18 protein-coding genes are annotated in these 17,121 nt (G+C 62.7%); 5 read left to right on the top strand and 13 right to left on the bottom strand.

The window, feature by feature from the left end; all coding sequences use genetic code 11:
• Nucleotides 1-3: 3 nt before the first annotated feature.
• Nucleotides 4-1,128 (bottom strand): MBL fold metallo-hydrolase, encoded by a 1,125-nt coding sequence (locus BRPE64_RS29165; protein WP_016348596.1) that lies wholly within the window; start codon nt 1,126-1,128, stop codon nt 4-6.
• An 85-nt stretch (nt 1,129-1,213) separates the two neighbouring features.
• Here BRPE64_RS29165 and BRPE64_RS29160 point away from each other — a divergent pair, with 85 nt between their 5' ends.
• Complete coding sequence (locus BRPE64_RS29160) at nt 1,214-1,846, top strand: TetR/AcrR family transcriptional regulator (RefSeq protein WP_016348595.1); 633 nt, start codon at nt 1,214-1,216, stop codon at nt 1,844-1,846.
• Nucleotides 1,847-1,897: 51 nt separating this feature from the next.
• Here the strand turns inward: BRPE64_RS29160 and BRPE64_RS29155 are convergent, their stop codons facing one another.
• Nucleotides 1,898-3,064 (bottom strand): porin, encoded by a 1,167-nt coding sequence (locus BRPE64_RS29155; protein WP_016348594.1) that lies wholly within the window; start codon nt 3,062-3,064, stop codon nt 1,898-1,900.
• Nucleotides 3,065-3,476: 412 nt separating this feature from the next.
• On the opposite strand from BRPE64_RS29155, the gene BRPE64_RS29150 reads away from it, so the two are divergent.
• Nucleotides 3,477-4,103 (top strand): hypothetical protein, encoded by a 627-nt coding sequence (locus BRPE64_RS29150; protein WP_016348592.1) that lies wholly within the window; start codon nt 3,477-3,479, stop codon nt 4,101-4,103.
• Between the two features lie 12 nt (nt 4,104-4,115).
• On the opposite strand, the gene BRPE64_RS29145 is transcribed toward BRPE64_RS29150, so the two are convergent.
• The 10 genes from BRPE64_RS29145 to BRPE64_RS29100 are packed head-to-tail and all read right to left on the bottom strand — an operon-like array spanning nt 4,116 to nt 14,375.
• Nucleotides 4,116-5,150, bottom strand: a complete 1,035-nt coding sequence (locus BRPE64_RS29145) for a GlxA family transcriptional regulator (protein WP_016348591.1) — start codon at nt 5,148-5,150, stop codon at nt 4,116-4,118.
• 3 nt (nt 5,151-5,153) lie between these two features.
• Complete coding sequence (locus BRPE64_RS29140; protein ID WP_016348590.1) at nt 5,154-6,470, bottom strand: MmgE/PrpD family protein; 1,317 nt, start codon at nt 6,468-6,470, stop codon at nt 5,154-5,156.
• A 3-nt stretch (nt 6,471-6,473) separates the two neighbouring features.
• Nucleotides 6,474-7,274: a crotonase/enoyl-CoA hydratase family protein gene (locus tag BRPE64_RS29135; RefSeq protein ID WP_016348589.1), complete on the bottom strand. Its 801-nt coding sequence runs from the start codon at nt 7,272-7,274 to the stop codon at nt 6,474-6,476.
• Nucleotides 7,271-8,845 carry a class I adenylate-forming enzyme family protein gene (locus tag BRPE64_RS29130; RefSeq protein ID WP_016348588.1) on the bottom strand — a complete coding sequence of 525 codons (1,575 nt, stop codon included), beginning with the start codon at nt 8,843-8,845 and terminating at the stop codon, nt 7,271-7,273. Before BRPE64_RS29130 ends, BRPE64_RS29135 begins: the two co-directional genes overlap by 4 nt.
• 18 nt (nt 8,846-8,863) lie before the next feature.
• Complete coding sequence (locus BRPE64_RS29125; protein ID WP_016348587.1) at nt 8,864-10,036, bottom strand: acyl-CoA dehydrogenase family protein; 1,173 nt, start codon at nt 10,034-10,036, stop codon at nt 8,864-8,866.
• 19 nt (nt 10,037-10,055) lie between these two features.
• Entirely contained in the window at nt 10,056-10,874 is an 819-nt protein-coding gene (locus BRPE64_RS29120; protein ID WP_016348586.1) for a nitrilase-related carbon-nitrogen hydrolase, read from the bottom strand.
• A 31-nt stretch (nt 10,875-10,905) separates the two neighbouring features.
• Nucleotides 10,906-11,790, bottom strand: a complete 885-nt coding sequence (locus BRPE64_RS29115; protein ID WP_016348585.1) for a glycine betaine ABC transporter substrate-binding protein — start codon at nt 11,788-11,790, stop codon at nt 10,906-10,908.
• A gap of 36 nt (nt 11,791-11,826) precedes the next feature.
• Nucleotides 11,827-12,531: an ABC transporter permease gene (locus tag BRPE64_RS29110; protein ID WP_016348584.1), complete on the bottom strand. Its 705-nt coding sequence runs from the start codon at nt 12,529-12,531 to the stop codon at nt 11,827-11,829.
• Nucleotides 12,528-13,646 carry an ABC transporter ATP-binding protein gene (locus BRPE64_RS29105; RefSeq protein ID WP_016348583.1) on the bottom strand — a complete coding sequence of 373 codons (1,119 nt, stop codon included), beginning with the start codon at nt 13,644-13,646 and terminating at the stop codon, nt 12,528-12,530. The genes BRPE64_RS29110 and BRPE64_RS29105 overlap by 4 nt, the downstream gene beginning before the upstream one ends.
• A 3-nt stretch (nt 13,647-13,649) precedes the next feature.
• Nucleotides 13,650-14,375, bottom strand: a complete 726-nt coding sequence (locus tag BRPE64_RS29100) for an ABC transporter permease (RefSeq protein WP_016348582.1) — start codon at nt 14,373-14,375, stop codon at nt 13,650-13,652.
• A 281-nt stretch (nt 14,376-14,656) separates the two neighbouring features.
• Here BRPE64_RS29100 and BRPE64_RS29095 point away from each other — a divergent pair, with 281 nt between their 5' ends.
• From BRPE64_RS29095 to BRPE64_RS29085, 3 genes are all read left to right on the top strand, one after another.
• Nucleotides 14,657-14,908, top strand: coding sequence for a hypothetical protein (locus BRPE64_RS29095; RefSeq protein ID WP_016348581.1), 252 nt, complete (start codon nt 14,657-14,659; stop codon nt 14,906-14,908).
• A gap of 149 nt (nt 14,909-15,057) precedes the next feature.
• Nucleotides 15,058-15,909: an oxidoreductase gene (locus BRPE64_RS29090; RefSeq protein WP_016348580.1), complete on the top strand. Its 852-nt coding sequence runs from the start codon at nt 15,058-15,060 to the stop codon at nt 15,907-15,909.
• Nucleotides 15,910-15,945: 36 nt separating this feature from the next.
• The gene (locus BRPE64_RS29085; protein ID WP_016348579.1) at nt 15,946-16,518 is read left to right on the top strand and encodes a hypothetical protein; all 573 of its coding nucleotides are present in this window, start codon (nt 15,946-15,948) and stop codon (nt 16,516-16,518) included.
• A 101-nt stretch (nt 16,519-16,619) separates the two neighbouring features.
• Here the strand turns inward: BRPE64_RS29085 and BRPE64_RS33085 are convergent, their stop codons facing one another.
• Nucleotides 16,620-17,072, bottom strand: a complete 453-nt coding sequence (locus tag BRPE64_RS33085) for a hypothetical protein (protein WP_144063559.1) — start codon at nt 17,070-17,072, stop codon at nt 16,620-16,622.
• Nucleotides 17,073-17,121: the final 49 nt, after the last annotated feature.

Below are 17,121 nucleotides of genomic sequence, written 5' to 3'. Positions count from 1 at the left end.
GCGTCACTTCGCGCCTTCTGCCCGCGATGCGCACAGGCGCCATGACGAAGCCTTCGAAGCTTTTGGCGCATCGGCGGTTTCGCGCCACCAGCGCTCGCCGCGATGCGGCGCTTCGAGGTCGAGCCGTTCGCCCATGCGCGGCGTCGAGACGACCACGCCGCGTGCGAGCGCGAGTCCCGTCACGCGTTCGAACGGTTCCTGCCACGGATGCATCGCGAGGTCGAACGTGCCGTTGTGAATCGGCACGAGCCAGCGTCCGCGCAAATCGATATGCGCCTGCACGGTTTCCTCGGGCTGCATGTGCACATAAGGCCATTGCGCATCGTAGGCGCCGGTTTCGACGAACGTGACATCGAACGGTCCGAGGCGCTCGCCGATGGTTTTGAAGCCGTCGAAGTAACCGGTGTCGCCGCTGAAGAACACGCGCACATCGTTATCGACGATCACCCACGATGCCCACAACGTACTGTTGTTATCGAACAGGCTGCGGCCGGAGAAATGCTGCGCGGGCGTCGCGGTGAACGATAGGCCGTCGATCTGCGTGCTTTGCCACCAGTCGAGCTGGCGCACTTTCGCGGCATCGATGCCCCAGTCGATCAAACGGTCGCCAACGCCGAGCGGCGTGAGAAAGACCTGCGTGGTCGCGGCGAGCGTGAGCACGGTGTCGCGGTCGAGATGGTCGTAATGATCGTGCGAGAGAATCACACCGCGCAAAGGCGGCAGATCATCGAGCGCGATGGGCGGCGCATGAAAGCGCTTCGGCCCGAGCCGCTTGAACGGCGACGCGCGCTCGGCGAAGACCGGATCGGTCAGCCAGTATTCGCCGCGCAACTTGAAGAGCAGCGTCGAATGGCCGAGCCGAAAAAGACTGCAGTCGGGCGCGGCGTCGAGTTGCGCGCGCGTGAGCGTATCGACGACGGGCGCCTGCGCGGGCATCGTATTGCGCGGCTTGTTGAACAGCACGTTCCACACGATTCGCAATGTCTTGCCGATGCCTTCGACGGGGCGCGGCTTCACGTTGCGAAAGCGCGCGCCGTCATGCTGCGGCGACGCACTCGAAAGCGCGCGGCCGCGCTTCGCGGCGGCGATACCCAGGGAGCGGCTGATGCGGTCGGCAAACGAAGTCATGGTTCGCGAATCCGGGCAGAAAGTAGACTGTACAGTGTAGTTTATTTTTGAGATTAAAGTAAACCGCTCGGTGTAAAATCTAAAGATGGATTCGAACGACATTCCCCAACGCCTGACCGACCGCAAGCGCGCCGCCATCGTGAACGCGGCCGTGGAGGAGTTCATCGCGGCGGGCTACGACGCAACCAGCATGGACCGCATTGCCACAAGCGCGGGCGTCTCCAAGCGCACGGTCTACAACCACTTCCCGAGCAAGGAGGCGCTGTTCGCGGCCATCCTGCATCGTCTCTGGGATGCCAGCGAGACTGGCGACACGCCCGCATACAACGCCGATGAACCGCTGCGCGCGCAGTTGCTCGCATTGCTCGCGCGCAAGTTGCGGCTCATGACCGACGAGGCTTTTTTGTCGCTGGCGCGGGTGGCGATCGCGGCGGGCATTCATTCGCCCGAGCGCGCGCGCGACATGGTGGCGCGCATCGGCCAGCGTGAAGAAGATCTGACGGTATGGATCAGAAAAGCCGCCGCGGACGGGCGTCTCTCGGTTGCCGATCCGGTATTCGCCGGGCAGCAATTGCATGGCATCGTGAAGGGCTTCGCGTTCTGGCCGCAAGTGACGATGGGCCAGCCGCCGCTCTCGAAGCATGAGCAGAAGAAAGTGGCGGAATCCGCCGCCGATATGTTCCTCGCGCGCTACGAGCGCCACGCGCCACGCAAATAAAAAAGCGCGATACCGCATCCGGCATCGCGCTCGTTCTACATCGGCCTTCGATCAGAAGCGATGACGCAGCCCCACGCGCGTCACGAACTGCGTGTTCGCACCGGCATTGCCGATGAACGACGACGCCGAGCCGATCTCAGCCTGCACGGGCACATTGCGGCCGGCCACGGTATTGCTGCCCGACGCCTTCTGATATGCGGCGATCACATAGACATCGGTGCGCTTGGATAGCGCGTAATCCACGACGCTGTTGATCTGATGCCACTTGCCTTCGAAGTTGTCGTCGAGCTTCGAGAACGTGTAGCCGAGGCCCGCGCTCAATGCCGGCGTGAAGCCGTACTTGCCGCCGATTTCATAGTTGTTCAGCTTCGAGTCCGCGCCCGCGATCGGTTCGAACTTCGTGTGCGTCCAGTTCGCCCAGATGACGGCGGCCGCGATCGTATAGCGCGCGCCGACGCCGAAGGTTTCGAGATCGCGCAGGCCGCCCGTGTTGACGTTCGCGATGCTCACGCTGAACGCGGGCGTCGCGCCATTCGGGAAGCGAATGTTGGTGTACGCCGCGCCGACCGAGAACGGCCCTTGCGCATAGTTCAGGCCGAAGCTGTAGGCGCTCGACGAACCTTGTGTCGTCGTGCCGCCGGCGGTCGTCGTCGGCGAGCCTGCGAAATTTGTCGAGTTCGAGAAGCCGTACATCGCGCCGAAGGTCACGCCGTAGAAATTGGCGCTGCTGAACTTGACCGAGTTGTTGATGCGGCTCGACGTCAACTGGTCGAGATCGTTGATGTGGTACGCGTAGTTGCCGGCGGGCGTCTGGCTGCCCATCGTGTAGTTGCCGCCGAGATAGTCGGTCGAAAACGAATACTGACGACCGAGGGTCAGCGAGCCGTACTGGTTGTTCGCGAGGCCGACATAGGCCTGACGGCCGAATTCCGCGCCGCCCTGGCCAAGCGTGCCGTCGCCGCTGTTGAAGCCGCTTTCCAGCACGAAGATCGCCTTCAGACCGCCGCCCAGATCTTCCGTGCCGCGCAGGCTCCAGCGGCTGCCTTGCGCGACGCCGTCGCCGTACTTCACGACGCTGTCGTGGCCGGTGGCGGTCGCGACCTTGTTGGCATACGTGATGCCGGCGTCGATGATGCCGTACAGCGTGACGCTGCTTTGCGCCTGCGCTGCAATGCCGAATGTGCCAAGTACCGCCGCCGCTACGATGTGCTTCTTCATTCTTCTTGTCCTTGATGTGGTCCGGTCACGGCACTCTCGAAAGCGCGAGCGCAATCGTCCCGGCTTCGCGCGAAAACCGCGCAAAGGTCGAGTGCTTCGTGATGTTCAGGGTGCTTCGACAAACAGGCAGAGAGACATTCCGCCGATGGAGTAGGCAAGTAGCGTTGCCTCGACGCCTTCAGTCGACGACTCACGCTATAGCGGAAGGAATATAACGCTATGTCAGGCGTTGGTAAATGTCTCTAATGTGATTTGTAGCCTTTCATCCACAGTATGGGCGTCGAGCCGGTATTCGTTTTCGTCGAGTTCTCGTTGATTCATATGCAACTAACGGTCTTTTATCTCAGCCGCCCTCAAACAGGCGCGCTTGTTGCGTCTTGCACATGAACTTACGGTTCACCAAGGAGAGCACATGTCCGACAGCAAATCGCCCGACGCATGCAGAATCGGCGTCGCGTTCATCGAAGCGCAGGTGACAATGCTCGCCGCATACGCGAGCCTTCTGTCCGACTGGATCGAGCGTGACGCGCCGCCGCCCGACTTCGCGAAAGCGCAACGGTTATTGGCGCGCAAGAAATCGCATCCGGAAGCGCATGCGCATAGCGAGGACGGCACGCCGACCAAACAGCCGACATCGAATGCAGAGGGTGCCGAGTTTTCTTGGCCATCGTTCGACACACCCGAAAAGCGCATCGCGTTCGCGATGATCGTGCCTTGCACGAATGCGCTGCTGGCGGTCGCGGAATACTTCGACGTTCATCGGCTGTCCGCCTCACGCGCACCTGAAGTGCAATTTCTGATGCGCCTGCGCGATGCCGCCGTCAACGGCAACGTGTTCCGCATTCCCGCCGACGAATACATGCCGCACGCCGCATACGGCGGCCTGATTGTCGATGCGACGCTCGACGGCACGCTGCTCTTCAGCGATGGCGTCAAGCCGGGCTTCATCGAATTCGGCGATACGGTCGGGCTGCTGCGCTATCTGGTGAAGCTTCTGAAGAGCATGCAGACTGCGATCAGTTCGGGCGATGCCGGATAACGCATCGCGGTATCAACGAGCGTCGCCTGCGGCGCGTTCTTGTCCGGGTGTCTTCGAAAAGAACTGCTTGTAGCAGCGCCCGAGATGCGACGCGCTCGCGAAGCCGCAATTCATCGCGATGTCGAGCAGCGAAAGCGACGATTCGCGAATCAGCTTTTGTGCGGCCTTGAGCCTGAGTTCAAGATAAAACTGCGACGGCCGCACGTGAAAATGCTTGATCCACATGCGCTCGAACGTGCGCGGCGAAATGCCTGCGAGCGAGGCGATCGTTTTCATGGGAATGGGACGCTCGATGTTCTGTTCCATCAGCGTAACCGCATGCACGATGCGCCGGTCTTCCACGCCATAGCGCCATTGAATCGCCATCTTCTGGCTTTCCTGCGCGGTGCGCATGCGCGTGTGAATGAACTGATCCGCGACTTCGGCCGCAAGCTGATGTCCATGTTGACGCGCGATCAGATCGAGCATCATGTCGATGGCAGCCGTGCCGCCGCTGCATGTCATGCGGTCGCCTTCGATGCAATAGAGATCGCGGCTCACGTCGAGCGACGGAAACTCGTCGGCGAGTTCCTTGAGCGCTTCCCAGTGAATCGTGCAGCGGCGCTTGTCGAGCAAACCCGCACGCGCGAGGATCATCGTGCCCAGGCTGATACCGCCGAGCGTCGAACCCTTCGCGGCATAGCGGCGCAGAAACTCGAAGACCTGCGCATTACGATAGTTCGAAACGCCGATACTCGCGACGACGAACACATGACTCAGTTCCGGCGACGATGTGATCGCGAAGTCGGGCAACAACGCAAAGCCCGAACTCGACGAGACCGGCTCGCCGTCCGCGCTGATCAGATGCCAGCTATACAAGTCCTTGCCGCTCACGCGATTGGCCGCGCGCAATGGCTCGGTGACGGAACTGAGCGACATCATCGAAAAATGCGGCACCAGGAAGAAGCCCATGCGCTGCGGCTTGAGCGCCTCCGCTGCATCGACAGGCGCCGGCGCGCGCGCCGTTTTTGTGGCGCGTGCGGTCGGCGGGATGTCGTTCGCGTTCATTCGTCAGACGCGAGGTGAAAGCACGAGATCGAGCAGCAGTGCGATGGCAGTGTCGTTCGCATCGAGTGCATCGACGGCGCGTTCCAGTTCGCTCGATGCGCCCGCGAAGTGGCGGAACTTGGCGCGGATCGCGTTTGCATCGAGTGGCAGAGCGGGATCGCCGAGCGCCTGCGTGGGACCGGAATCGACGCGCCGCCCGTCGAACAATTCGATGCTGATCTCCGCGATGCGCTCGTCCGGAAAGCGCGACGTGTACTCGGCGTGATCTTCGGTGCGGATGAGATGACTCAGGCGCAGCACGTCTTTATCGCGGAGGGCATCGCCGTGCAGCGAATCAAAACGCACCACGCCGTGCCTCAGCGCGACGGCCACCGGAAACAGCAGGCTGTATTGCGCTTCCTCGGTCGTCGCGGGCGCGGCGTGTGCAAGCCGGGTCGCGTGATGGAACGTGCGCACGTTCACCGCGCGAATCTGCTCGCTCGTGAAGCCGTGCCGCGACTTGAGCGCGAGCGCCGCATCGATGGCGGGGTGCGCCCAGCGGCAGACCGGTTGCGGTTTGAAGTATTGCTCCATGATGCGCCAGCGTTCGCCGAGATCGCTCCAGAGATTGCGGGTTGCGTCTTGTTCGATGGTCAGCGCAGGCGCACCCGTGAAGCCGCGCCGTGCCAGAAACGCGGCGGACAGACCCGCCATGCAGCCCCAGCCGGAGCCGTCCTTCACCATGGTCGGGTGATCGATGCAGCGCATCATCTGACTGCGCGGCCCGTGATACTCCGCGATACCGAGCGCCTCGCGCGTCTGACGCATGTCGAGCGGCAGGACGCGCGCGGCGAGCGCCGCCGCGGCCAGGGCGTTCCATGCGCCCGACGTATGATAATCGCAGGCGCTTGCGTGCAGCGCAATGCCCGCGCGCGTGCCGAGTTCATAGCCCAGCACGATGCACGCGAGGAATTCGCGGCCGCTCATGCCGGGCAGCGCATCGGCGAGTGCGAGCAGTGCGGGCAGCACGGTGACACCGACATGTCCCTTGGTTTGCGCGTGGCCGTCGTGACCGTCGCAACTGTCGATGGTCATCGCGCCCGCGAGACCCGCGCCAAGAGGGCTGGCCGCGCGGCCATCGAAGAGCATGCGCGAGCGTAACGTGCCGGCGGCGAAAAACTCGGCGGCGTGATCGTGCGCGATATGCGATAGCGCCGTCGACCGGCCCGCCATCGCGACGCCGAGCAGATCGAGCACGCACAGCTTCGCCTGATCGATGACCTTTTGCGGCAGCACATCGAACGACAGCTCATGAATGAACGCAATGGCGGACGTGCCCATGCATTAGGCTCCCGTATAGTTCGGCGCGCGTCGCTCGAAGGTCGCCGCGATCGCTTCGCGATGATCCGCCGTGCGATGCGCAATGCCCTGAAACGCCGCCGACAGTTCGAGCAGGCTCGGCAGATCCATGCGCTGTCCCTCGCGCACAAGCCGCTTCGACATGCGCAGGATATCGGGCGCATTGCCCGCGATTTCGCGTGCGAGCGTGAGCGCGGTTTCCATCAATTGCGCATCGGGCACGACGCTCGATACGAGTCCCCATTCGGCGGCGCGCTTCGCATCGATCGCGCGGCCGGTGAAGATCATTTCGTTCGCGCGCGACAGGCCGACCGCGCGCGGCAGGAGCCATGCACCGCCATCGCCGGGAATGATGCCGACCTTCGCGAAGCTCTCCGCGAACAGCGCGCTTTCGCCCGCGATGCGGATATCGCACATCAGCGCGAGGTCGCAACCCGCACCATGAGCGGGACCGTTGACGGCCGCGATGCACGGCACATCGAGTTCATGGAACGCGCGTGGAATGCGCTGAATGCCGCGCCGGTAGTTCTCGCGAATCTGCGCCGAATTGCCGGAAAAGGTGCCAACTTCGTCGCGCATATGCTTGATGTTGCCGCCCGACGAGAACGCCGGACCGGCGCCCGTCAGCACGATCGCACGCACCGACATGTCGCCTTGCGCGCGTTCGAGACTCGCGATGATCGCATCGACCACTTCCATTTCGGTGATCGCATTGCGCGTTTCGGGGCGGTTCAGCGTCATCGTGACGACGTGGCCGTCCTGTTCGTAGAGTACGGGGTCGCTCATTGCGGGGCTCCTGCAAGCATGCTTTGATAAACGGGTCCGGCGAGTTCGTGACGCAGCACTTTGCCGCTCGGATTCAACGGCAGTTTCTCGACGAAGAAAATTTTCTTGGGACGCTTGTAGGGCGCGAGATCGTCGCCGTTCTTGCAGAACGCGACGACATCGTTTTCCGTCAGCGTCGCAACGCTGCGCACGATGAACGCCGTCACCGCTTGTCCCCACTTTTCGTCGGGCACGCCGATCACGGCGGCTTCCTGCACGCCGGGGCAGTGATACAGCACTTCCTCGATTTCGCGCGGATAGATGTTCTCGCCGCCGGACACGATCATGTCGTCGGCGCGGCCCTGAAAGTGGAAATAGCCCGCTGCATCGACACTGAACAGATCGCCGGTATAGAGCCAGCCGCCTTTGAACTTCTTGTCGGTTTCGACGGGATTGTTCCAGTAGCCGGATGCGAGTTGCGGACCCTTGACGATCAATTGACCGACTTCACCGGGCGCGACGGTTTCGCCCGGCGGCACGACGCGTTCGGGATCGTTGCGGATCACGCGGCATGTGCTGATGAGCGTGGGCTTGCCGCACGAACCGAGATACGTGAGCGCATCGCGCGGATGCAGCAGCAGCGTGAGGCTCGCTTCCGTCATGCCGTAGCCGTTGAAGATGCTCGGGCAGAACTCGTCGATCACGCGCTGCATGGTTCTGGCGGGAATGGCCGCGCCGCCCGTGGTGATCATGCGCAGGCTGCTCGTATCGATCGATGCGAAGCCGGGATGGAAGAGCATGTCCTGTATCTGCGTCGGCACGGCGAAGAGCGTCGTGATGCCGTAATGCGCGATGGCCTGCAGCGTCGCAAGCGGTTCGTAGCGCGGCAGGATCACGTTGTGCGCGCCCACCATCAGATGCGGCACGAAGTACGCCTGCATGCCGCCGACGTGATAGAGCGGCGCGATATGCAGCGCCGCGTCCGTGCTCGTGAGGCTGTATTCCATCACGCAGTTCGTCGCGATGGCAACGTCGTTGCCGTGCGTGTGGATCGCGCCTTTCGGGCGCCCTGTCGTGCCGGATGTGTAGACGAGGGCGGAGATATCGTCGGGGCTGAGGCGCGGCAGCGGCGCGTCAAACTGGCCGACGCTTTCTATCAGCGCCTCGAACGAATGATGATGCGGCGGCATGTCCGCATCGTCGTTCACGCATACAAACGTGCGCAGATCCGGCAGCGTCTGCTCGATCTTCGCGACGACCGGAAGCATCGACGTATCGTAGATCAGCGCGCGCGCGCCCGCATCGCGCAGAATGAACGCGGCTTCGTTGGCGGACAAGCGGAAGTTCATCGGCACCGCAATCGCGCCGAGCAGCTGGCACGCCATGTACGCGGTCGGCGTTGCGTCGGATGTCTTTTGCAGAATGGCGACGCGATCCATCTGCCGCACGCCGAGTTCGAAGAGCGCCTGCGCAAGACGGCGCACGCGCGCGTCCCATTGCGCATAGGTGAGTGAAACGGCGCCGCAGGTGAGCGCGGGACGGTCCGGATACTTCGCAACCGTGTTTTCGAAAAGCGACGTGATCGTGAGCATGATGCGTGGTGTTGCTCTCTAGAGAGTAATCCGGATGTCGGGAAGATCGCGGCCCGCGATCAGATACTTGGCAACTTCTGACGTGCCGCCGACGATAGTGAGCGCGCGCGCGTCGCGATAGAGTTGCTCCGCGCGGCCGTATTCCTTGGTGATGCCGTCGCCGCCGAGAATCTGCACGGTTTCGTTGGCGCAATAGTTCGCGGTTTCGGTCGCGACCAGCTTGGCCATGGCGGCTTCCTTCATCAATGCTTTGCCGTCGGCGCCCGCGTCGTACATCTTCGTCGCGCGATAAGTAATGAGTTCCGATGCATCGATGCGCCAGCTCATCTGCGCGATCTTGTCCCAGATGAGTTGCTTGCAGCCGAGCGGCTGACCGAACGACGTGCGCGTCTGCGCGTGGGCCGTGGCGATATCGAAGGCGCTGCGTGCGACGCCGAGTCCCGAGCCGCCGAGAATCGCGCGCTCGAAATTGAACATGCCGCGCATGATGCGAAAGCCGCCGCCGCGTTCGCCCAGCAGATGATCGGCGGGCACGCGGCAGTTATCGAACTTCACCTCGCCGACAATGCAACCGCGCCGCCCCATGAACGTATAGTTGCGCGGGAAACCGATGCCGTTCGCGCTCTTCGGTACCGCGACCGCGGTCATGCCTTCGTCCGTGAGGCCGTAGACGATATACACATCGGCGACGGATGCATTCGAGATATAACGCTTGAAGCCGTTGATGACCCACTCGTTGCGCGCCGCATCGAAGTCGATGCGCGTCTCCATGCCCGCCGAGTCGCTGCCGACATTCGGCTCGGTCACGCAGATCGCGCCGATAGCCGTGCCTTCGAGAATCGGCGAGAGATAGGCATCGCGCAGACGCTCGCTTGCATGACGATGCAGCGGATACGCACAGGAAAGCGCCGTCGCGATGGTCGTCTCGAACGCATAGTTGATGTACGACGCTTCTTCGGAGAGGATCGTCGCGTGCGTGAGGCCAGGGTGTTCGAGCTTGCCGCGATAAAGATCGGGGAACATGAGCTTCAGATAGCCCGCCGCGCCGAGCGCGCGCACGACGTGCTTGACGGCATCCCAGTCCTGACGGTCTTCGATATCGGCGGCGCGCGGTAAGAGCTCGCGTTGCAGGAATTCGCGGACATCGGCGCGGAAGGCCCGGTCCGCATCGTTCAAAAGAAAATCGCGCATGGTGGTTGCTTATGTTCGTTCAGATACGCTGCGCATAGACGCGCGCGTCGCGCACGGTCGGCAGCAGGAAGCGCGCGCGGCGGATCGCTTCGTAATCCACTTCGCCGACAACGAGGCATTCCTCGTCGCCCTCTGCCTGCGCGATGGTCTTGCCGAAGGCGTCGAGAATGCGCGAGCCGCCCCAGAAGGTCATCATGCCTTCGGTGCCGACGCGGTTCGCCATGACGATCGGCACGCCATACGTGAGCGCATAGAAGCGCAGGTTGATGTCCCAGCCCGACGGATTGTCGAAGGCTTCGCCCACTGCTTCGCGTGCGGAGCTGATCGGTGCGGCGAGCAGCGTGACGCCGTCGCACATGAGGCCGTGCACGACGGCCGGATTCCACAGGTCGTTGCAGATGGGTGTCGCGACGCGCCATTCGTCGTCGATGGCAAAGCTTTCGGGCTTCGCGCCGGCAGCGAAGTAAAGTCCGTCGCGCAGCTTGCCGTACGTCGCCAGCATGGCCTTTCGATGCACATGCACGAGCCTGCCGTTCGCGACCGTTGCCTGGCTGTTGTAGAACTGGCCGCCCGGCGCTTCCTCGATGAAGCCGAACGTCACATGCATGCCCGCGCTGGCTTCGGCGAGTTGGCGGATCGCGGCGTCGTTGCGTGTCATCGCGAGGCGCAGCGCGTCCTTGCCGCCGCTGTGGCCATGCAGCGAAAGCTCGGGAAAGACGAGCAGACGCACGCCGCGCTTCTTCGCATCGCCGATGTGATCGAGATGCCGCGCGAGATTCGCCTGCATGTCGCCGTATGCCGTGTCGGTCTGCGCGGCGGCCACTTTGATCGTGGTCATGAGGTCGGTCCTGTGTTGTGCGAGGCGCGGGTCAGATCAGCCCGGACTCTTTGAGAAACTGATTGGCGACATCGGAGAACGACTTCTTCTGCACGTCGACGCTTGCATTCAGGCGCGCCATCGTGGAGGCGTCGAGCTTCGCCGAGAGCGCGTTGAGCAACGGTCCGAGTGTCGGGTTCGCATCGAGCGTCACCTTTCGGATCACCGGCGTCAACGCGTAGGAGGGGAAGTAGCCTTTGTCGTCCTTCAGCAAGACAAAGTTGAAGGCGGGCACGCGGCCGTCCGTCGCGAACACCAGCGCGATATTCACCTGACGATCCTTCAGTGCCTGATACGTGAGGCCCGTGTCCATGCGCTTCACATCGCCCTGGCTGAACTCGAAGCCATATTGCTTTTGCAGCGGGCGCAGGCCGTCGGGGCGCGCATAGAACTCGGAGTTGCACGCGAACGTCAGTTCCTTGCCGTCCTTGATCGCCTTCGCGAGATCGCTCATCGTGACGATGCCAAGCTTCTTCGCTTCGTCCTGATTCATCGCGAACGCATAGGTGTTGTTCGCCTTCGATGGATTGAGCCATACAAGGCCCTTGGCCGCATCGAGTTCCTTGACCTTCTTGTAGGTGTCCTCGGGCGAGAGGCGGTCGTTGACCTTGTTGTAAGTGATGAGCGACGTGCCGGTATATTCCCAATACACATCGACCTGACCGTTTTCCTGCGCCTGACGCAGCACGGCGCTGCCCATGCCGTCTTTCTTCGTCACGGTGAAGCCCTTGGCTTCGAGATAGCGCGTGGTCATCTCGGCCATCAGTTGCTGCTCGGTGAAGTTCTTGCCGCCGACGACCACCGATGCCCCGCTCGCGGATACGCTTGCAAGCATCGAAATAAGGATGCCGAACGATACAGCGAATAACTTTTTCATGGTCTCTCTCTACGTTGCGAAATGTGGGTTAATGAATCATGTTTGCGGATTCACGCCGCGCGACACGAGCATGCGCTGCATCTGCCCGATGAACGCATCGGTGAAGATCGCGAGCAGCGCAGTGGGCACGGCGCCCGCGAGCAGCATGCCGAAGTCGTTCAGGTCGATGCCGGTGAAGATGAGTTCGCCGAGCCCGCCGCCGCCGATCAGAAACGCGAGCGGCGCGGTGCCGACGGTAATCGCGAGTGCAGTACGCACGCCCGCGAAGATCACGTAGAGCGCGTTGGGCAACTCGACGCGCCAGAGAATCTGCCACGTCGTCATGCCCATGCCGGTTGCGGCTTCGATCAACGCGGGCGGCACTGCGCGCAGGCCTTCGTAGGTGTTCAGCGCGATCGGCAACAGCGTCGCGACCCACAGGCCGAAGATCGCAGGCACCGCGCCGATGCCCATGACGCTCATCGCGAGCGCGAGCAGCGCAAGCTTCGGCACGGCTTGTCCGGCATTGAGCGACTGCATCACGACGGCCGCGCCGCGCTTCTGCGATGGACGGCTCAGATAGACGCCCGCAGGCACCGCGACGATGATCGCGAGCACGCCCGCCACGGCGACCATCATCATCATGTGGAGCCCTTGGTACACGATATCGCCGCGATACTGGCTGATGGTGGACCACAAGCTATCGGCATGCGCCTGCGTGCTCAGCACGGCAAGCAGCGCAACGGACAAGACGCGTTTCATGCGTGCTCTCCTGCGGGCAGCTTCAACATATCGACGATACGTTCCTGACTCACGTAGCCGACGAAGCGGCCGTCCTCATCGACGGTGGGCATCCACGATGCGCCGCTCGCGAACATGCTCGACACCACGGTGCGCAAATCGTCCTTCTGGCTCGCGATCGCTTGTACCGGAAGCGCGTGCGCCGCCGTGACCGGGCCTTCCACTTTCAGCAGACGCTCGGCCGTGAGATAGCCGTGCGGCTTGTTGGCGGCATCGACGAGCACGATCTGCGCGACGCCGTGCTTCTCCATCATCGAACGGGCGCGCGTGCTGTCGTCGCCGACGCGCACGAGGCAATCGCACGCGGAGAGCGCATCGCGGGCGCGCAGCAGACGCAGGCGCTTTAGCGCGCGGTCCGTGCCGACGAAGCCGGCGATGAACGGCGTCGCGGGCCGCGCGAGAATGTTGTCGGGCGAATCGAATTGCTCGAGATGACCGTTGCGGAAAATCGCGATCTTGTCGGCCATTTTCACGGCTTCGTCGATGTCGTGGCTCACGAACATGATCGTCTTCTTCACCTGCTTCTGAATGCGCAGAAACTCGTCCTGAATCAGTTCGCGGTTGATCGGATCGATGGCGCCGAAGGGTTCGTCCATCAGCATGACGGGCGGGTCGGTGGCGAGCGCGCGTGCCACGCCCACGCGCTGCGCCTGGCCGCCCGACAGGTCCTTCGGATAACGCGTGAGATAGGTGGCCGGATCGAGCGCGACGATCTCCAGCAACTCCGCCGCGCGACGGCGCGCCTTCGCCTTGTCCCAGCCGAGCAGCGTCGGCACCACGCTGATGTTCTCTTCGACCGTCATGTTCGGAAAGAGCCCGATCTGCTGAATCACATAGCCGATGCGGCGGCGCAGTTCGACCACTTCGAACTCGTCGGTGTCGCGCCCTTCGAGATAGATCTTGCCGGAGGTCGGCCGCACGAGACGATTGATCATCTTGAGCGTCGTGGTCTTGCCGCAGCCGGACGGCCCGAGCAGCACGCAGATCTCGCCCGCGCCGACTTCCATGTTGATGCCGTCGACGACCGCGCTCGCCGCGCCGTCATATCGCTTGGTAAGGTTGCTGAGCTTGATCATGATTTATTGCGCGTGTCCGGTTTGTTTGCGAAAGCCCGTCATGGCGGTCAGGCGCAGCGCGAGGCTGGCCGCGCGGGAAGGCTGGCGAAGACCCTTCGGCGTGAGGAAACGCTGCACCCACGAGAGCCCGATATCCGCCGCGATGGCGAGCACGCTCACGAGGATCGCGCCCGCAATCAGCTGACGCGGGTCCGATTGCGAAATGCCGCGGCTGATGAGCTTGCCGAGTCCGCCCGCGCCGATATACGCCGCAATCGCCGCGATACCCACGTTGATCACCACCGCCATGCGCACGCCGGCCATGATGATCGGCAGCGCGATGGGAATCTCGACCTTGCGCAGGCGCTCGCCCGTGGTCATGCCCATGCCGCGCGCGGCTTCGCGCAAGGCGGGATCGATGTTGGTGATCGCCGTGTAGGTGTTGCGCACGATCGGCAACTGCGAATAGAGGAAGAGGGAGATGACGGTCGGCAGAAAGCCGATGCCCTGGCCGATCACGGAGAGCACCGGAATCATGAGCCCGAACAGCGCGACCGACGGAATGGTCATGATGATCGCGGCGACATACAGCACGATCTTCGCGAGCCGTTCGTTCACCGTGATCGCGATGCCGAGCGGCACGCCGGTCACGATCGCGAGCCCGACGCCCACACCGACGATTTCGATGTGCTCGCCGGTCATCCTGGCAATGCTCGCCAGGTTGTCCCAGATGAAGGCAAGGGTTTCCACTATGTCTCCTGAGCTCTGATGAGCCATGTTTATGTTGGGTACCGCTATGGCTTACACGATAGGGCCGAGCGGGCAAATATAGCTAACCTCGAGTCGACATTGTTTGTCACAAAAGCGGCATGGCGCGCAAGTGACGCGGTTTTATATCGACAAATCAATAGGATAGAGACGGCGATAAAACGTCGGACTTGGACACGGTCATGCTGCGTTGCCGCAAGGCCGCTCGCAGGCGCGGGGCTTGCTGAAGATGCGGCGACCATCCATGTTTTACGGAAGAAGAAATGCACGAAACGCCCAACCCGCTGCACGCAAGAATCGCGAGGCAGATCGCGGAGCGCGAGGCCGCGCTCTCGCCGTTGCGCGCGTGCGCGCTGGCCACGGAGTCGACATCCGCACGCAGCCGCATCCTCCTAACGGTCGCCTTGCTCGATCAGGAACTCGCCGGCTGGAAGATCGTCGCTGCTCGCATCGAGCAAGCGGCCATGCTCGAACCCCGCACGCATCGTGCGATCCGCATGCCCGTGCTGCGCTAGAAGCGGCGTCGTCCGACGCGCTGCATGTTTTCGCCGTTTGCTTCAACATAACGGTCGAGCCGCTGCCAGGCCCATCCCGATCTCGAACACTTTTCGCGCGCTTCGATCAGAATGATCGATACGCCGCGCGTTTTCCATGGAGAACCGCAATGTCCGCATCATCGAACGACACGCCCGTCTGGTTCATCACCGGCTGCTCGACCGGCTTCGGCCGTGAACTGGCGATGGCGGTCATCGATCGAGGCTGGCGCGCAGTCGTGGCCGCGCGCAATCCCGAAAGCGTCGCCGATCTCGTCGCGCGCGCGCCGGACCGCGCCATCCCGGTGCAACTCGACGTGACCCGCGCCGATGAAATCAAGTCGTCCGTCGAGCGCGCATACGCCGCGTTCGGACATATCGATGTGCTCGTCAACAATGCGGGCTTCGGTTATCTGTCGGCGGTGGAAGAAGGCGAAGAAGACGAAGTGCGCGCGATGTTCGAAGCCAATTTCTTCGGCGCGGCCGCGATGATCCGCGCCGTGCTGCCGCGCATGCGCGAGCGCCGGTCGGGGCATATCGTGAATATCACGTCGGTGGGCGGGCTCGTCGGCAATCCGGGCAGCGGCTATTACGCGGCGACGAAATTTGCGCTTGAAGGTCTCGGCGAAGCACTCGCGCGCGAGACGGAAGAACTCGGCATCAAGGTGACGGCGGTCGAACCCGGTCCGTTCCGCACGGACTGGGCGGGGCGCTCGCTCAGGCAGACGCGCCAGCCGATCGAGGCGTATGCGCAGACGTCGGGCAGCCGCCGCGCGGCGATCGCGGAACGCAGCGGCAAGCAGCCGGGCGATCCGGCGCGCGCGGCGCAGGTCATCATCGAGGCGGTGACGGCGGCCGAGCCGCCCGGACATCTCGTGCTCGGCCGGCCCGGACTCGAACTCGTGCGCGGCAAGCTCGCGCGGCTCACGGCCGAGATCGATGCCTGGGAAGCGCGCGGCGCGTGGACGGACAATCCCGCTTAACGAAACACCAGGAACGACCATGACGAGCCTTCGCACATGAACCCGTTCCTTGCTGAAGAAGGCCATGTCCGATCGCTCGTCGCCGCCGATGCCGCCGCGCTGCGTGTCGCGCCGCCGCGCGTGCGCTTCGTGACATCGTCGGGCGGGCCGTGCTATGAGGCGCTGTTCAACTGCATCGAGATCGATCGCGGCACGCTCGCGTTGCCGGAAGCGTTGCTGTGTATCGTCGTCGCGCACGAAGTCGGCCACGCGACGCAGCGCAGGGCCATGCTCTTCGACTTCGCGTGGACCGCGCTCGCGATGGCGGCGCTCATATCGATTCCGTGCGTGCTGTTCGCAACCTTATCCGACGATGAACTCTGGCGCGTGAGCATGCCCGGCATGGGTTTCGTGCTGGCGTATTTCGCGTGCTGGAAGATGCAGCGCGCACACGGCGCGAAGCGTTCTGCCGCGCTGGAACTCGACGCCGATGCGAAAGCCGCGTCGATATGCGGCGCTGCGCCCGCGCTGCAGGCGTTGGAGACGATGTCCTTGCGCGGACATATCGACAGCGCGCGCCTCGACGCAATGCGATCGCGTCTGAATCAAGACGCCGTTCAGCGGAAATAAACTAGAAATAAACCAGAAATAAGCCGGAATAAAAAAGCACGCGCGTCCGCAAGCGAACGCGCGTGCCCGAGATTAAACCGAACGAAGCGAAACGAAACGGCTTATTGCGTTTGCGAGGCGGGCGGTGTCGTCGTGGACTTCTTGCTGTGCTTATGCTTCTGGCCCTTCTTGTGGTACGCGGGGCGCGCCTTGTTATTGGGGTAGTCCGCAGCCGCGAACGACAAAGTCGGGGCCGCAAAAGCTGCCAGCACCAAAAGCACAAGAGACTTCTTCAAGGACGTTTTCATCAGTAACTCGCTTTGAGGGATGGCCTGAAGGGGGCAAAACAACGCATGAGTCGCCGCTTTGCCTCCCAACAACATAGTAAAAACTGAAAGCTTTTTGCAACCTGCGGAAATTGGCTCCCGATCGAATGTTACCGGTCGCAGCCGAGCGTAACCGCTGCGCTTTCTTTCGCGACGGCCCGCTAAGGCAACAGTATATTGCACAAAAAAATGCAATCGTGAATGCATGGACATAAGACCTTGAAGCTGCGGGGTTTTGTGTTTTTGCAAGGCTTCCGTCGATCGCGTGATGCTGCCTGTGGTCCGCGACAAATGTCAT

The sequence above is a fragment of the Caballeronia insecticola genome (genome assembly GCF_000402035.1).
GTDB classification, from domain to species: domain Bacteria; phylum Pseudomonadota; class Gammaproteobacteria; order Burkholderiales; family Burkholderiaceae; genus Caballeronia; species Caballeronia insecticola.
This window is presented reverse-complemented; position numbering and strand designations above follow the sequence as displayed.

Coding starts and splice junctions, on each gene's coding strand:
- BRPE64_RS29125 (WP_016348587.1), bottom strand. CDS start 10,036: ATGCGCGATTTTCTTTTGAACGATGCGGACCGGGCCTTCCGCGCCGAT.
- BRPE64_RS29090 (WP_016348580.1), top strand. CDS start 15,058: ATGTCCGCATCATCGAACGACACGCCCGTCTGGTTCATCACCGGCTGC.
- BRPE64_RS29120 (WP_016348586.1), bottom strand. CDS start 10,874: ATGACCACGATCAAAGTGGCCGCCGCGCAGACCGACACGGCATACGGC.
- BRPE64_RS29140 (WP_016348590.1), bottom strand. CDS start 6,470: ATGGGCACGTCCGCCATTGCGTTCATTCATGAGCTGTCGTTCGATGTG.
- BRPE64_RS29115 (WP_016348585.1), bottom strand. CDS start 11,790: ATGAAAAAGTTATTCGCTGTATCGTTCGGCATCCTTATTTCGATGCTT.
- BRPE64_RS29110 (WP_016348584.1), bottom strand. CDS start 12,531: ATGAAACGCGTCTTGTCCGTTGCGCTGCTTGCCGTGCTGAGCACGCAG.
- BRPE64_RS29165 (WP_016348596.1), bottom strand. CDS start 1,128: ATGACTTCGTTTGCCGACCGCATCAGCCGCTCCCTGGGTATCGCCGCC.
- BRPE64_RS29150 (WP_016348592.1), top strand. CDS start 3,477: ATGTCCGACAGCAAATCGCCCGACGCATGCAGAATCGGCGTCGCGTTC.
- BRPE64_RS29155 (WP_016348594.1), bottom strand. CDS start 3,064: ATGAAGAAGCACATCGTAGCGGCGGCGGTACTTGGCACATTCGGCATT.
- BRPE64_RS29160 (WP_016348595.1), top strand. CDS start 1,214: ATGGATTCGAACGACATTCCCCAACGCCTGACCGACCGCAAGCGCGCC.
- BRPE64_RS29135 (WP_016348589.1), bottom strand. CDS start 7,274: ATGAGCGACCCCGTACTCTACGAACAGGACGGCCACGTCGTCACGATG.
- BRPE64_RS29130 (WP_016348588.1), bottom strand. CDS start 8,845: ATGCTCACGATCACGTCGCTTTTCGAAAACACGGTTGCGAAGTATCCG.
- BRPE64_RS29145 (WP_016348591.1), bottom strand. CDS start 5,150: ATGAACGCGAACGACATCCCGCCGACCGCACGCGCCACAAAAACGGCG.
- BRPE64_RS29095 (WP_016348581.1), top strand. CDS start 14,657: ATGCACGAAACGCCCAACCCGCTGCACGCAAGAATCGCGAGGCAGATC.
- BRPE64_RS29105 (WP_016348583.1), bottom strand. CDS start 13,646: ATGATCAAGCTCAGCAACCTTACCAAGCGATATGACGGCGCGGCGAGC.
- BRPE64_RS29085 (WP_016348579.1), top strand. CDS start 15,946: ATGAACCCGTTCCTTGCTGAAGAAGGCCATGTCCGATCGCTCGTCGCC.